The 12438-nt window shown below is 45.9% G+C and carries 15 protein-coding genes; 7 read left to right on the plus strand and 8 right to left on the minus strand.

Annotated elements, in window-relative coordinates; all coding sequences use genetic code 11:
• Positions 1-75 precede the first annotated feature (75 nt).
• Together CLC91_RS11125 and queF are read right to left on the minus strand one after the other, a co-directional pair.
• A complete protein-coding gene (locus tag CLC91_RS11125) occupies positions 76-645 on the minus strand; it encodes a putative periplasmic lipoprotein (protein ID WP_095498842.1) in 570 nt (189 codons plus the stop codon).
• 92 nt (positions 646-737) lie between these two features.
• Positions 738-1595 (minus strand): NADPH-dependent 7-cyano-7-deazaguanine reductase QueF, encoded by an 858-nt coding sequence (gene queF, locus CLC91_RS11130; RefSeq protein WP_095498843.1) that lies wholly within the window; start codon positions 1593-1595, stop codon positions 738-740.
• A gap of 62 nt (positions 1596-1657) precedes the next feature.
• Here queF and syd point away from each other — a divergent pair, with 62 nt between their 5' ends.
• On the plus strand, positions 1658-2302 hold the full coding sequence (gene syd, locus CLC91_RS11135) for a SecY-interacting protein (protein WP_095498844.1): 645 nt from the start codon (positions 1658-1660) through the stop codon (positions 2300-2302).
• On the opposite strand, the gene CLC91_RS11140 is transcribed toward syd, so the two are convergent.
• A complete protein-coding gene (locus CLC91_RS11140; RefSeq protein ID WP_095498845.1) occupies positions 2289-2609 on the minus strand; it encodes a hypothetical protein in 321 nt (106 codons plus the stop codon). The genes syd and CLC91_RS11140 overlap by 14 nt on opposite strands.
• Before the next feature lie 183 nt (positions 2610-2792).
• Between CLC91_RS11140 and CLC91_RS11145 the strand changes: the two genes are divergently transcribed.
• From CLC91_RS11145 to CLC91_RS11155, 3 genes are all read left to right on the plus strand, one after another.
• Complete coding sequence (locus CLC91_RS11145; protein ID WP_095498846.1) at positions 2793-3158, plus strand: DUF3192 domain-containing protein; 366 nt, start codon at positions 2793-2795, stop codon at positions 3156-3158.
• Positions 3159-3225: 67 nt separating this feature from the next.
• Complete coding sequence (locus CLC91_RS11150) at positions 3226-3864, plus strand: GNAT family N-acetyltransferase (RefSeq protein ID WP_158220734.1); 639 nt, start codon at positions 3226-3228, stop codon at positions 3862-3864.
• A gap of 7 nt (positions 3865-3871) precedes the next feature.
• On the plus strand, positions 3872-4183 hold the full coding sequence (locus tag CLC91_RS11155) for an Mpo1-like protein (protein WP_095498848.1): 312 nt from the start codon (positions 3872-3874) through the stop codon (positions 4181-4183).
• Between the two features lie 605 nt (positions 4184-4788).
• Here the strand turns inward: CLC91_RS11155 and CLC91_RS11165 are convergent.
• On the minus strand, positions 4789-5166 hold the full coding sequence (locus CLC91_RS11165) for a DUF3301 domain-containing protein (protein ID WP_095498850.1): 378 nt from the start codon (positions 5164-5166) through the stop codon (positions 4789-4791).
• A gap of 2 nt (positions 5167-5168) precedes the next feature.
• Positions 5169-6191 carry a DUF3549 family protein gene (locus tag CLC91_RS11170; RefSeq protein WP_095498999.1) on the minus strand — a complete coding sequence of 341 codons (1023 nt, stop codon included), beginning with the start codon at positions 6189-6191 and terminating at the stop codon, positions 5169-5171.
• A 102-nt stretch (positions 6192-6293) separates the two neighbouring features.
• Between CLC91_RS11170 and CLC91_RS11175 the strand changes: the two genes are divergently transcribed.
• The 3 genes from CLC91_RS11175 (at position 6294) to CLC91_RS11185 (ending at position 8071) form a co-directional block, all read left to right on the plus strand.
• Entirely contained in the window at positions 6294-6614 is a 321-nt protein-coding gene (locus tag CLC91_RS11175; RefSeq protein WP_095498851.1) for a YqcC family protein, read from the plus strand.
• Positions 6615-6618: 4 nt separating this feature from the next.
• A complete protein-coding gene (gene truC / locus CLC91_RS11180; RefSeq protein ID WP_233132618.1) occupies positions 6619-7389 on the plus strand; it encodes a tRNA pseudouridine(65) synthase TruC in 771 nt (256 codons plus the stop codon).
• Between the two features lie 208 nt (positions 7390-7597).
• Positions 7598-8071, plus strand: coding sequence for a flavodoxin (locus tag CLC91_RS11185; RefSeq protein WP_095498853.1), 474 nt, complete (start codon positions 7598-7600; stop codon positions 8069-8071).
• Positions 8072-8141: 70 nt separating this feature from the next.
• Here CLC91_RS11185 and dapD read toward each other — a convergent pair whose 3' ends face one another.
• The 3 genes from dapD to map are packed head-to-tail and all read right to left on the minus strand — an operon-like array spanning position 8142 to position 12423.
• Entirely contained in the window at positions 8142-8966 is an 825-nt protein-coding gene (gene dapD / locus CLC91_RS11190; RefSeq protein WP_095498854.1) for a 2,3,4,5-tetrahydropyridine-2,6-dicarboxylate N-succinyltransferase, read from the minus strand.
• Between the two features lie 19 nt (positions 8967-8985).
• On the minus strand, positions 8986-11574 hold the full coding sequence (glnD, locus tag CLC91_RS11195; RefSeq protein WP_095498855.1) for a bifunctional uridylyltransferase/uridylyl-removing protein GlnD: 2589 nt from the start codon (positions 11572-11574) through the stop codon (positions 8986-8988).
• Between the two features lie 6 nt (positions 11575-11580).
• Positions 11581-12423, minus strand: a complete 843-nt coding sequence (gene map, locus CLC91_RS11200) for a type I methionyl aminopeptidase (RefSeq protein ID WP_095498856.1) — start codon at positions 12421-12423, stop codon at positions 11581-11583.
• Positions 12424-12438: the final 15 nt, after the last annotated feature.

The raw sequence follows: 12438 nt of genomic DNA on the forward strand, positions 1-12438 counted from the left end.
TAATTACCTTAAGCTTGGGCATAAATTCGCCGACATTATAGAGACTCGTCATCTCTAAGTATATCGGCTTTTTCGTTAGAGGCGTTTTTGCTCAAAGGCAAACTGCATTTCTTGGTTATTAATATCTACCTTCATTAATACGATAGGGGTCATGTTATTGAACTCCACCGTGCTATCAACCCGAACAATGGCAGCAAAGGTTTGTCCTGGAGCAACCTGGGTGTCAGCTAAGGCTAATTGAGACACCTTAGCTTTATCGGTTTGTCCAACTAGTTTAATTAAATCGGTAAGTAACGTTTGATATTCATTTTGAGCTTGCTCGGCGATTTCCAGCTGGTTTGGCGAAACAACAGAGTAGCTGTTGCCGTTGATTTCGGCGCTGACTTGTGAGGCAGACAAGTTAATGGTTTGTGAGCCTGTATTTTTTAGTACGATGGCGAAATCCAGTGGCACGTCGTCCTTTTGCAACACTTGGGTGGGTTGCATGGCCAACGTAAACTCAGGCTCACCTTGCATAATAAGTGGACGATTACCTTCAAACACCACTTGCTGCGTATCGTGAGTCATGGGGATGTACTGAAAATGTTGAGAAGCGCAGCCGCTTAAGCTGACAGCCAATACTAGTCCTAACATAAATACACGCATAACTTATCCTTTTTACTGGTTGTTAGATAATTATTGTAGAGCGTTTAGGTTGTAAGGTTGTGTTTATATTCACTTATCTTGTGTCGCCGAGTTTATTGCCGGGCTAAGCGGCAAGTGTTTGGAATCGCCTCAAAGTTACTGCGAAATGGGTTGATGTCAAGACCGCCACGACGAGTATAACGAGCATAAACCGTCAGTTTCTCGCAACCACAATAGCGACTTAAATCGGTAAAGATACGCTCCACACATTGCTCATGAAACTCATTGTGTTCGCGAAAACTGATCAGGTAGCGAAGCAGCTTTTCTTGGTTGATGCGAGGTCCTCGATAATGGATTTGCACACTGCCCCAGTCCGGTTGCGAGGTGATTAAGCAATTGGACTTGAGTAAATCTGAGGTGAGTTTCTCTTGAACAATCTCATGTTCATTAGTGCTGTTTAGCAAGTGGTCGGGGTTAAAGAGATAATCATCAATACTGATGTCTTGCTCGTCAATGCTGTCACCCTCAAGCTTAGTAATCGTCTCGCTGGCAAATTGATCGGCCTTAATTATTGATAGCGTAACCGGTTTACCAGCACAGGCTGAAAGGTCGTTTAAAAGAACCGTTTGCAAGGCTTCTACTGAACTAAATCGGGTTTGATTCAGGGTGTTGAGATACAGTTTAAACGACTTTGACTCGATCAGGTTCGGGCTGTTACAGGGCACGCTTACTTGCAGGATAGCCACTTGCGGTAACCCTTTGTTGGTCAGCCAAGACAGTTCGTAACCGGTCCAAAGGTCGGTGCCAGTAAACGGCATCTCGCCGCTTAAATTGATCGCATCTCTATTAAGACTTCTAGGAACACCTTGCAAGACACTGGCGTCGTACGTGTTCTTGTATTCTGTTTGTTGGCCAAGCGTAAGCGAAGTGAGCTCGCTCGCGTTGTCATAAGGGCTAGGCTTTTGTGTCATTGCAGCATGATTCCATAGTAAACTCTGCGTCAGTATAAACAATTCTTTAAGGAAGCTCATTGATGGCAACGCCAAATTCTGCACAAAGCTGGGATCAGTGGCTCGATAACTATGTTAACCGTTACCAAGAACAACTGGGTCAGTTGCCGCAATTTTATTGCGGCGCGGAGAATACACCGTGCCAAGTAGGCGCTGCTAACCAAGGCTTTATTGCCTGGAAGCCATCAAAACGAGAGGTGGATAACGACTTAGTGGATATAGAAACGGCATTAGAAGATGCTTTTCACCCAGATATTCACTGGTTTTACGGGCGCTACTATTGTCCGCCGCTAAAATTTAACAGCGCCTTTGGCAGCGGCGAACTGCTGCAAACCTACAATCAGGAAGACTTCGATTTTCTGAAGAAAAACTTGGTGGGCCATGTGTTAATGAAACGCAAACTCAAGCAAGCGCCGACTTTGTTTATTGGTGTACTTGATGATTCAGACCTGATGTTGAGTCAGAAGTGTGAAGATGGCAGCGTGTGGTTAGAACAAGCCGGGCAAGAGCCTCAACAAAAACTCGCCGATAGTATCGAAGGGTTGCTGGCTCAGTTAACGCCTCGAATAGCGCCTGCAGAAAAACCGCCTCAAGACGAATTGCTTCCTCATGAGGGCTTTTGGGCTCGGATTGGACGAATGATGCGCAGCTTGTTTAATCGGCCTTAAGTTGAGTTTGGATTTGTTCTAGCATCGCGACTAGTGCTTTATTGTCTTGTTCGAGTTTTTGAACCCGTTGCTCTAACGCCGCTATTTGCTGGTCTGTTGTCGCGGCTTTTAGCTGTTGGTCTTTAGCTGGCGCGCTATGTGGCTCAGCGTTCAATCGAGTGCCATTTTGAAAACGCTTAATGCCTTCAATCATTGCTGGTAAGCTCACCTTGAAAGGAAGCTGCGACTTTACGGTTGCAGTTGTTACTTTTTTGCCTTGTGCTTCTAGTGAGGTGGCCGCAGTGACGACTTGTTCGATTTCATTCATTTTTGAGTTATTTGCCCACTATTTAGTTAATCCAATTAAGCCGATCTCATCAGTAACTGCAGATACTTAATAAAAACAATAGGATAGAGAAATGGCATCGCTTTTGCTTTTTACTCGACAGTTCGTAATCTTCGATTTGAGATCAGCGACTACCTATAATACGGATTATGTTTAGGAGTAAAAATGAAAAAATGGTTTATGTTAGCCCCAGCCGCACTTTTGGTAGCAACCTTGGCAGGGTGCTCAGTTCACGTGGCTTCCGATAAAAACAGTAACTACGATTCCAACTGGCAAAAAGCGCAAAAGGAAAATCGGAAGAACCTGAGCGCATTGGAGATTGGCATGAGTAAAGATCAAGTGCAAACCATTATGGGGTACTCTGATTTAAACGAAGCCTTTCAGAAAGACGGTAAGTTGGTGCAACTTTGGTACTACCGTACACAACATGTGAAAAGTGACAGCCGCACAACCAAAGATGAATGCACTCCGCTGGTCATTGTCGACGGTCAATTGGTTGGTTGGGGCGAAGCGGCGCTGCAAAGTCTATAGCGGCGGTTGCAATTCGTTAAATTTTTGTTAGCTTGAACCCTTGTCTGTCTATTTATTGAGCATGTGCATGATTCAAGCTAACACCACCTCGCCATTAACCGCTGCCTATTTAACGCCCGAGGAATTTCGAGTCGCGGCATCGCTGTTATTTGGTGCTTACCAAGATGATCCGATTTTTTTGCAAGCACTGGCCAGTGAAGACCGGCTTACTTACGAAAAACGGCTAAGGTTGGCGATTCGCGAAGAATTGGCGGAGTTGTGGGTGCAAAAGCAGCCATTGATTGGCCTGTTTCAGGACAACAAACTCATTGCCATTGCTGGCTTGGCTCAAGGCGATTTTCGTTTAGGCGACCAACGGTTTTGGAATTGGCGGTTAAAAATGATGTTGGTGGCGGGCTGGCAAAGTACACAGGCGCTGATTAACAAAGAGCAGCGCCTGTTTGAAAGCTTGCCACCAGGTGACTGCGTGATGCTGCAATTTATTGCTGTAGCAAAGCAACACCAAGGCGCTGGCGTAGGCAAGCATTTGCTGCGTGTTATTGAGCAGTGGCGCGTTGAACAAAGTCAGTCTTTACAACTGACCGTATACACAACAACCGACACTCAGCGTAAGTTGTTCAACGACAGCGGTTATCGATTTCATAAAAAGGTGCAAATTGGAAACGTTGAGGGTGAGTTGCTGGTGTGTGATAAGTTGGGAGAGTGAGGCGGTAATGAAAAACAGCTATGAGAGTTTTTGGCAGTTTTATCCTGATTATTTACAAGAGCATAAAGACAAACGCTGCCGTGCCTTGCATTATGTTGGCTCAACGTTAGTCTTGCTTGAACTATTGGCATGGATGGTCACGGGCCATATTAGCTATTTGATCGCAATGCCCCTTACCGGTTATGGATTTGCTTGGGTTGGCCATTTCGTATTTGAACGCAATAGGCCAGCGACTTTCCGTTATCCCTTTTACAGTTTAATGGGGGATTGGGTGATGTTTTTCCAAGCCGTTACCAATCGATTACGAGTACCTAAATAACCCTTGACTTTAGAGTGAAAGCTCTAGTTTTTGTAATCCGCGGATTACAAATCCCCTATATCGGCTAAATTTCTCGAAGAATACCTATATTTTTAAGTTATTGAAATTTATATATATTTTTTATCTTTATGTTTTTTTTGGTGATTGCCGGTTAATTCTTTGTTGATTTTACGTTTGAGGCTTGTTTTTTGTTTTATTCTGAAGGGGTCCCAAGGATAAATGGAGTGAAGGGGCAGGTAGGAGTAGAGCCACGGAGTTACCAAGGAGTCGGCCTTTTGGCTGAATAGGTAAAGAAGGTCATCGGAGATTAGGATTATCTCAGCAGGATGCATTAGGACAAGTTGTCAGGGATGGCGTGTCAATTGAATGACAGGATCTACTCAAATAAGGAAGCACCGCCTTAATGGACTAAAACAGCAAGTTAAATGGACAAAACAAGGTGTTGAGTAGTAAAGATGCAGGATGCAACTAACTCACGGACGATGCACGGAGCTAGACACATTAGTAGGAAGCTAACTAGCATTAGCGTACTATAAAAGTGAAGAGGCGACCTTAAGGTCGCCTCTTTTTATTAAGAACAGATTATTGATGCTGGCTAGATTGAACTAACGACAAGAGCTGCCACAGCCTGAACCGCAGCCACCAAATTTTCGTCCGGCCTGTGGCGCCGATTGCCATTCTGGCTCTGGAAAAATCGGCCAACTGATTTTAGTAATTCGCGTGCCATGCATGTTAATGGTGCCAACATAATTGTTAATGCCATCGGTGGAAAATTCAAACTGATAATCCGCTTTCCAACCGATACCTGTGGTGCCGCCAAGGGCGGGTCTTGCGTTCTCTTGAGCCACAGACACCATTTGCACGTTCTGACGAGCACACTCTCGAATCGCAAACTGTTTCGCTATCTCCGCCATTTGTCTCAGTTGCCAAAATAATGCCGCAACTGCGATCAGCGCCAGAATAATCAATAAATCAGCCATCATTTTTAGGCTCCTTTAAACAAATTTCCAATCGCGTTTGATAATTGTTCGCTGCGATTAGGGTTTCTCAACTCTGCTAACATAAGCGCCCGAATACTTGGAATGGCTACTAAGTCGGCAAACAGTTGCGAGAAAATAGACTGTGATTGATTCGCAATAGCTTCTAAGTAGGCGCGTCTAAAGTCATCATTGTGCATTAAAGGCCAATGTCTTGCTGCGATAATAATCAAACTATTGATATCGACATTTGGAGAAATAAGCACCTGTGTCGCTAACGCTGACGCGCAGTCAGCATTGCCGGCAAGTGCCCGAAGTACGCCGTGTAACTTATGTTGAGCTGACGCTTCGTCAAGATCGCTAGGTGCTATTGCTTGCAGTGCAGTAGCAAGCTGAGAGTCGAGTTGTTGGTGTTCTAAACAGCCCAGTAGCGGATCAAGCACAGCGTCAGGTAATTTCGGTAACGCGTTAAGCAGCAGTTGCTTGTTGCCATGCTGTTCCAGTCGTGCACAAAAGTCCGCCAGGCCTTGCATGCCCAGTTGTTGCCAATTGTCCTGTGGCATTTGTTCCGATAAGTACTGAACCACCATTTCGTACTGAGGCGACGCCCCTTGCCCAAGGCTTACTTTTACTTTGGCGTTGAATACAGCTAATTTTTGTTGGCTCGGTGTGAATATCAAGGGGTTATTGGCAAGCTTTTGCTGTTGCTCTTTGGAAAGCGCTTTGGTTGGATCTTCGCCTAAACCTTCCATAACTTGCTGCATAAACTGAGTTCGTGCAGCAGGTTGCAGCAATCCTTGCTCGTCTAACGGCAGTTTTAAAAACCACACAAAATGCGGCTCATTAGGTTTCCAGAAAACTAATGCCATCATGGCGTGCCCTTGAATAGGGTATGGATAAGGGCTGTTTAATGCTTCTATTTGCTGAAAAGCTAAGTAATCAATGGCCTGTATTCTGCGGCCCATATCGAACACTTGAAATTGTGTGGCCGCGGTTTCTAAAAAGTCCGATAGAGTATTGATTGCTTGCATGATAGACCAAAACATTAAGTGGATTTGTGAGGCGACATTATAGGGAGTTGTTGGCTAGGATGATATGATGACCACCTAAATTTTAGTCAAACAAGGGTGCCCATGACAAAAACAGCGCAATTGCAGCAGCTATTAGCCCAATTACAAGCTGAAATGCAGCAGTGTGGCATGTGGCAGTCACAACCACCAAGCCCCCAGGCGCTTGCCAGTGAACAACCGTTTTGTGTTGATACGCTTCGTTTTGAGCAATGGTTACAATTTATCTTTTTACCAAAGATGACATTGTTACTGAACTCTGGACGCCCTCTACCATCGTCTAGCGGTATCGCTGCAATGGCTCAGGTCGCGTGGCGACAACGTCTGGATGTGGGCAAACTGTTGGCCATAATCAATCAATTTGATGAGCAAATCACGCTTAAGTAATCCCATGCAACTGACCATTTTATTTGAAGACGACAGTTTAGTCGCTGTTCACAAACCAGCAGGACTGTTGGTGCATCGAACTTACCTTGCCCGCAAAGAACGTTATTTTGCCATGCAATTGGTACGAGATATGGTGGGTTGTCATGTATTCCCTGTTCACCGTTTGGATCGTCCCACTTCAGGCGTTCTGCTGTTTGCTAAATCGGCGTCAGTGGCTCATCAGATTAACCTGCAATTTCAGGCTCACACGGTAAAGAAAGACTATCTGTGCCTTTGTCGAGGCTGGATAGAGCAGGGCGATCGTTTAGACTATCCTTTGAAAGAAGAGCTGGACGCCATTGCCGATAAATTTGCTGATAAAGATAAAGCCGCACAAGATGCCATCACTTTATATCACCCGCTTGCCCATGTAGAGCTGGACATTGCCTGTGGGCGTTATCAAACCAGTCGCATTAGCTTACTCCAAATGCAGCCATTAACAGGTCGTAAGCACCAGTTACGACGTCATTTAAAGCATTTATTCCATCCAATTATTGGTGACACCAGTCATGGCGATGGCCGCTACAATCGTCTTTTTCGCGATAGTTTAGATTGTCATCGGATGATGCTAATTGCTAAACGGCTAGAGCTGATTCACCCTGTTACCGAGCAGAGAGTGGTAATTGAAACCGAGTTAGAGCAAGAATGGTTAACTCTGTTTGAACATTTTGGTTGGCCGAGCGAGCAGAAAGATTACGATTTGGACTTGGATTGGGATTCGATACTGGCCAGTTGAGATTGTGCCTGTTGTTCTTCTTCGAGAAATTTTATGTGCTTAAAGTAGGTTTGACGACGGAATCGAACTAATCTCTGATGATGTTTGGTGATCCGTTTGCGGCGGTTTGGACGCATTCCTATCGCTCTCCAATGAGTAAGTTATGCTAATAGCCAAGTGGGTTGGTTTAGTTTATCTTGGGCACTAGCTTGTCAAAATGGAGTATAACATGAATCGGGTTACCTTAGTCTACGGCACAGTTTACGGATCGGCAGAAAGTGTCGCAGAATCTCTTGAAGCGTATTTTATCGAGCAAGGGTTAACCACATCACTCATAGAAGAAGCAACGATAGATGATATTACTCAGCTATCCCCGCAGGAAGATCTACTGATAGTGATTACCTCTACCACAGGTCAGGGCGATCTGCCGGAGACTATATACCCGTTGCACCAACAATTATCGGAACAATTCCCACTGTTAAACGGCTTACCATTCAAAGTCGTGGCTTTAGGCGACTCGAGCTATACTGATAGTTATTGTGGGGCAGGGCAAAAAATGCAAACTTTGCTGGAGGAGTTACAAGGTAAACCGCTATCGTCGATGTTGGCGATAGATTCTCTGGAAACCATGGAGCCTGAGCAAGATGCACTTGCATGGGCACAATCGTTTATTGAGCAGCGACATGACGCTAGCGTAGCTTAGTGATTCTAAAAACAAAGCCCGCGGCGATATCATGCTGCGGGCTTTTAGTTTGTGTCAATTAACGTCCGGCTTATTCAGCGGATCGCAACAACTCGTTAATTCCCACTTTAGAACGGGTTTTCGCATCAACCTTTTTAACGATGATGGCAGCATATAGGCTGTACTTACCGCATTTTGATGGCAGATTTCCAGAAACAACCACAGAGCCTGCAGGAACACGACCATAATGAACTTCGCCGGTTTCGCGATCGTAAATGCGGGTGGATTGGCCGATGTAAACACCCATTGATATGACCGAGCCTTCCTCAACAATGACGCCTTCCACGACTTCGGAGCGGGCGCCGATAAAGCAGTTATCTTCGATGATTGTCGGGTTGGCTTGTAACGGTTCCAACACACCGCCAATACCAACGCCACCGCTTAGGTGCACGTTCTTTCCAATCTGTGCACAGGAACCAACGGTTGCCCATGTGTCAACCATTGTACCTGAGTCAACATAAGCGCCTAGGTTTACGTAAGATGGCATCAACACCACGTTGTTGGCAATGAAGCTGCCTTTGCGTACAGCGGCAGGAGGGACAACCCGCATGCCTTCTTTCTCAAATCGAGCTTGGTCATAGTCGGCAAACTTCATGGGTACTTTATCGAAGTAGCGAGTTTCTGAGCCTTCAATGACCTGATTGTCGTTCAATCTAAACGACAACAAAACCGCTTTTTTTAACCATTGATTAACTTGCCACTCACCATTAACTTTAGCGGCCACACGCATCTTACCGCTGTCTAGAAGCTCTAATGCTTGTTGAACGTCTTGTTTCAACTCTGCACTGGCATTGTTTGGGGTGATCTCGGCACGAGCTTCAAAAGCGGCTTCAATTCGTTGTTGCAAGTCTTGCATTAAGTTCTCCACTACGGGGTTACGGCTGAGCCAGTAGCTCAACCAAGGTTTGCTGTAATTCGGTTTGCTGCTGCTCTGTTAGCGGCTGACCTTGGCTATTTTTCAGCATAAAGAAATCCTCAGCACGCTCACCAATGGTGGTGATTTTAGCGGACTGTAGAGATATCTGACAGCGATAGAAAGCTTCTCCAACTTTAGCCAGTAATCCTGGTTTGTCTAACGCTATCAACTCTACCATGGTTGTACCATGACGATTACCCTCAAGAAAACTGACCTGGGTCACAACTTTAAAAGGTTTCATCTGTCGCGACAGGCGTCTTGCGTTCGGTAATTTGGGATTTTCCTTGGCGAGCGCTTTTTCTAATGCTTTACGAATGCTTTGGATGCGCGACAAATTGGTAACCTGTTCACCGTTAGGTTCCAAAATAATGAAGCTATCTATGGCATAGTTATCTTTTGTTCCCATGATTTTGGCGTCGTGCACGTTAACGTTTTTGGCATCGAGCACCGCCATAACCGTTGCAAACAATCTCGGTCGGTCTTTACAAAAGATAAAAAGCTCAGTGCCGCCACGGGTCGCGTGTTTAGAAAGGAGCACTAAGGGGGTGTCGTTTTTGTGTCGAAGGATCGCTTCAGCGTGCCAGCTTAATTGACTGGGTTGATAGCCAACAAAATAATCGGCATGGAAACGTGCCCACAATTGGTCGATCTCTTTTTCTGTAAATCCACTGCGGATAACGTCTTTCTTTGCTTTTGCTTGATGTTCTCGGACTCGAGCGCGAACGTCCATGGTTTTTTCTTTGCCGCGGGCCAAAACGCGTTGTGTGGAAAAGTATAGTTCTCGCAACAGCGAGTCTTTCCAGTTATTCCAAAGCTTGTTGTTGGTGGCGCAAATATCGGCAACGGTTAGGCAATATAAATAGCTTAAATGGGCTGCGTCTCGAACCTGAGTTGCAAATTCATTAACAACGTCCGGATCGTTAATATCTCGCCGTTGAGCAACGACGGACATAAGCAAGTGATTTTCGACTAACCAACTGACGGTGCGACCATCGTGCTCATTAAGGCCATGACGGCGACAAAACTCCAACGCATCAACCGCTCCAAGTTCGCTGTGATCGCCACCGCGGCCTTTGCCAATATCATGGAAAATGGCCGCTAATACGAGCAATCCTCTTTTAGGAAGTTGGTTGATTAGTACTGAGCCGAGAGGGAATTCAGCCTGACTTTCTGGGTGGCCAAATCGCTCGATATTAGCCAACAGTCTGTGGGTGTGCTCGTCGACGGTATAGGCATGAAATAGGTCGAACTGCATCTGTCCTTCGATGGCTTGCCATTGAGGTAAATAGGCGCTGAGCATATTGTGCTTATGCATTAAGGTGAGCGCCGCGATGCCTCGAGGATGTTTTAGCAGCTGCATCAGTACCTTGCGACATTCGCTGTGTTCAACTAAAGGGACCTTTTGTTGACGGCGATAGCGTCGCAGTAAACGCAGAGTCGGAGCGTAAATACCATTGATATTGGAGTCTTGCGCCACCAATAAAAACAGACGCAATAAGTTTTCTGGTTGCTCGAATAGCTCCGGCGTAAGCAATTCTATAAACCGTCCTCTGCGCTGAAAATGCTCATTAATTTTAACGACTTGCAGGGGCTTAATACGGCCAATACTGGCTCGTTTAAACAGCTGCAATAGCATTTCGTTAAGCTCAATAATTCGTCTGACCGTACGGTAATAACGCTTCATCATTTGCTCAACGGCCAGCTGGGTTTTATTTGTATAGCCCATCAGCTCTGCGACCAGTGGCTGCAGGTCAAACAGCAGACGGTTCTCAGCTCTTTTGGCGCTTAAATGCAAAGCAAACCGAACTCGCCACAAAAAGTGCAAACATTCGGTGAGCTCGGCGAGCTCTTCTGGCTCTAAAAAACCGTATTCTTCTAATTCATTCAAGCTTGAGGCATCAAAGTGGCGCATAGCGACCCAAGCCACCGTTTGGATGTCTCTCAATCCGCCAGGGCAGGTTTTGATGTTTGGTTCCAAATCAAACGCGGACGCTTTTTGATGGCGGTGAATTTGCTCATCTCGTTTCGCAACAAAATAATCTTCCGAGGGCCAAAAGTCCGGTTGACGAATGGTATCGTACAGTTGCTGATACAGCTCCTCTGAGCCGCATAAACGGCGAGACTCGAGCAAGTTGGTAGCAATGGTAATGTCACCTCGTCCTTGCTCTATAGTTTCAGATAAGCTTCGCACGCTGTGACCAACGTCCAGCTTACAATCCCAAAGAAAAGCGAGCAGTTGCCCAAGCTTGTCTTGGTCGACAGTACTGATGTGCTCGGTCGTTAGAATTAATAGATCAATGTCGGAATACGGATGCAATTCGCCACGCCCGTAACCGCCTACCGCCACTAAGCAATGACCACTGTCGCACAGCTGAAATTGTCTCCATAAGCGTTTTAATAGGTCATCGATTTGTTGGCTTCGGTCATACACCAACTGAACGATGGATTGGCCATTAATGAAAGCCTCCTTGCTGTTAACGAGCGCTTGTTGCAATTGCTCTTTTACGCTAACAAGCTCGAGTTGTTTGTGTTCCGTCACTGTGGCCATTAACGCTTATCCGTTGTTCATGAATCGAGGAATGGTGTCGTCTTGACGCAAAGTTAATACTTCGCAACCGTCTTTGGTCACCACTATGGTGTGTTCCCATTGCGCCGAATTCTTACCGTCGATGGTTTCCGCTGTCCAACCATCATCTTCATCAACAACGACCTGAAAGCGGCCAAGGTTAATCATGGGCTCAATGGTAAAGCACATGCCTTCTTGTAGCTTGGTTCTATCGCCGTTTTTGTAGTGTACGATTTGTGGCTCTTCATGAAATTCGCGACCGATGCCATGTCCGCAAAAATCTTTGACAATGGAGTAACGGCCAGATTTTTTGATGTATTTTTGAATGGTACTGCCTAACTCTCCCAAGGCAACGCCCGGTTTCACTTTGCGCATGGCCGCGTACAAAGACTCTTGGGTGACTCGGCACAGTCGTTTGTTTTCTGGAGATACATCGCCTACCAGAAACATTTTCGAGGTGTCTCCGTGAAATCCGTCTGTTGGACGAATCAATTGCCCTTGCTCATCCCGTTTAAGTTCGGCTGTGGTAATGACTGTAATGTCGATGTTAATGATATCGCCGTCTTTTAAAACGTGCTCGTCCGACGGAATACCGTGGCAAATAACTTGATTCACGGAGGTGCAGATGGACTTAGGAAAACCGTGGTAGTTCAGCGGAGCAGGGTAGCACTGTTGCTGTTCGACAATGTAGTCATGACAGAGACGGTCCAACTCACCGGTTGTGACTCCCGCCTTAACGTGCGGCTCTATCATTTCGAGTACGTCGGCGGCTAAGCGACCGGCGATTCGCATTTGTTCGATTTCTTGTTCGGTTTTTATAACGATGCTCATTAATCTCGTTTCTCA

Source organism: Paraferrimonas haliotis, from assembly GCF_002282895.1.
In the GTDB taxonomy this organism is placed as follows: Bacteria; Pseudomonadota; Gammaproteobacteria; order Enterobacterales; family Shewanellaceae; genus Paraferrimonas; species Paraferrimonas haliotis.

Excerpts from the sequence above, each read along its gene's own strand:
- CLC91_RS11145 (WP_095498846.1), top strand. The coding sequence starts at position 2,793 with ATGAAAAAATGGTTTATGTTAGCCCCAGCCGCACTTTTGGTAGCAACC.
- syd (WP_095498844.1), top strand. The coding sequence starts at position 1,658 with ATGGCAACGCCAAATTCTGCACAAAGCTGGGATCAGTGGCTCGATAAC.
- CLC91_RS11125 (WP_095498842.1), bottom strand. The coding sequence starts at position 645 with ATGCGTGTATTTATGTTAGGACTAGTATTGGCTGTCAGCTTAAGCGGC.
- CLC91_RS11170 (WP_095498999.1), bottom strand. The coding sequence starts at position 6,191 with ATGCAAGCAATCAATACTCTATCGGACTTTTTAGAAACCGCGGCCACA.
- CLC91_RS11150 (WP_158220734.1), top strand. The coding sequence starts at position 3,226 with ATGATTCAAGCTAACACCACCTCGCCATTAACCGCTGCCTATTTAACG.
- CLC91_RS11140 (WP_095498845.1), bottom strand. The coding sequence starts at position 2,609 with ATGAATGAAATCGAACAAGTCGTCACTGCGGCCACCTCACTAGAAGCA.
- CLC91_RS11155 (WP_095498848.1), top strand. The coding sequence starts at position 3,872 with ATGAAAAACAGCTATGAGAGTTTTTGGCAGTTTTATCCTGATTATTTA.
- truC (WP_233132618.1), top strand. The coding sequence starts at position 6,619 with ATGCAACTGACCATTTTATTTGAAGACGACAGTTTAGTCGCTGTTCAC.
- CLC91_RS11165 (WP_095498850.1), bottom strand. The coding sequence starts at position 5,166 with ATGATGGCTGATTTATTGATTATTCTGGCGCTGATCGCAGTTGCGGCA.
- glnD (WP_095498855.1), bottom strand. The coding sequence starts at position 11,574 with ATGGCCACAGTGACGGAACACAAACAACTCGAGCTTGTTAGCGTAAAA.
- map (WP_095498856.1), bottom strand. The coding sequence starts at position 12,423 with ATGAGCATCGTTATAAAAACCGAACAAGAAATCGAACAAATGCGAATC.
- CLC91_RS11175 (WP_095498851.1), top strand. The coding sequence starts at position 6,294 with ATGACAAAAACAGCGCAATTGCAGCAGCTATTAGCCCAATTACAAGCT.
- dapD (WP_095498854.1), bottom strand. The coding sequence starts at position 8,966 with ATGCAAGACTTGCAACAACGAATTGAAGCCGCTTTTGAAGCTCGTGCC.
- CLC91_RS11185 (WP_095498853.1), top strand. The coding sequence starts at position 7,598 with ATGAATCGGGTTACCTTAGTCTACGGCACAGTTTACGGATCGGCAGAA.
- queF (WP_095498843.1), bottom strand. The coding sequence starts at position 1,595 with ATGACACAAAAGCCTAGCCCTTATGACAACGCGAGCGAGCTCACTTCG.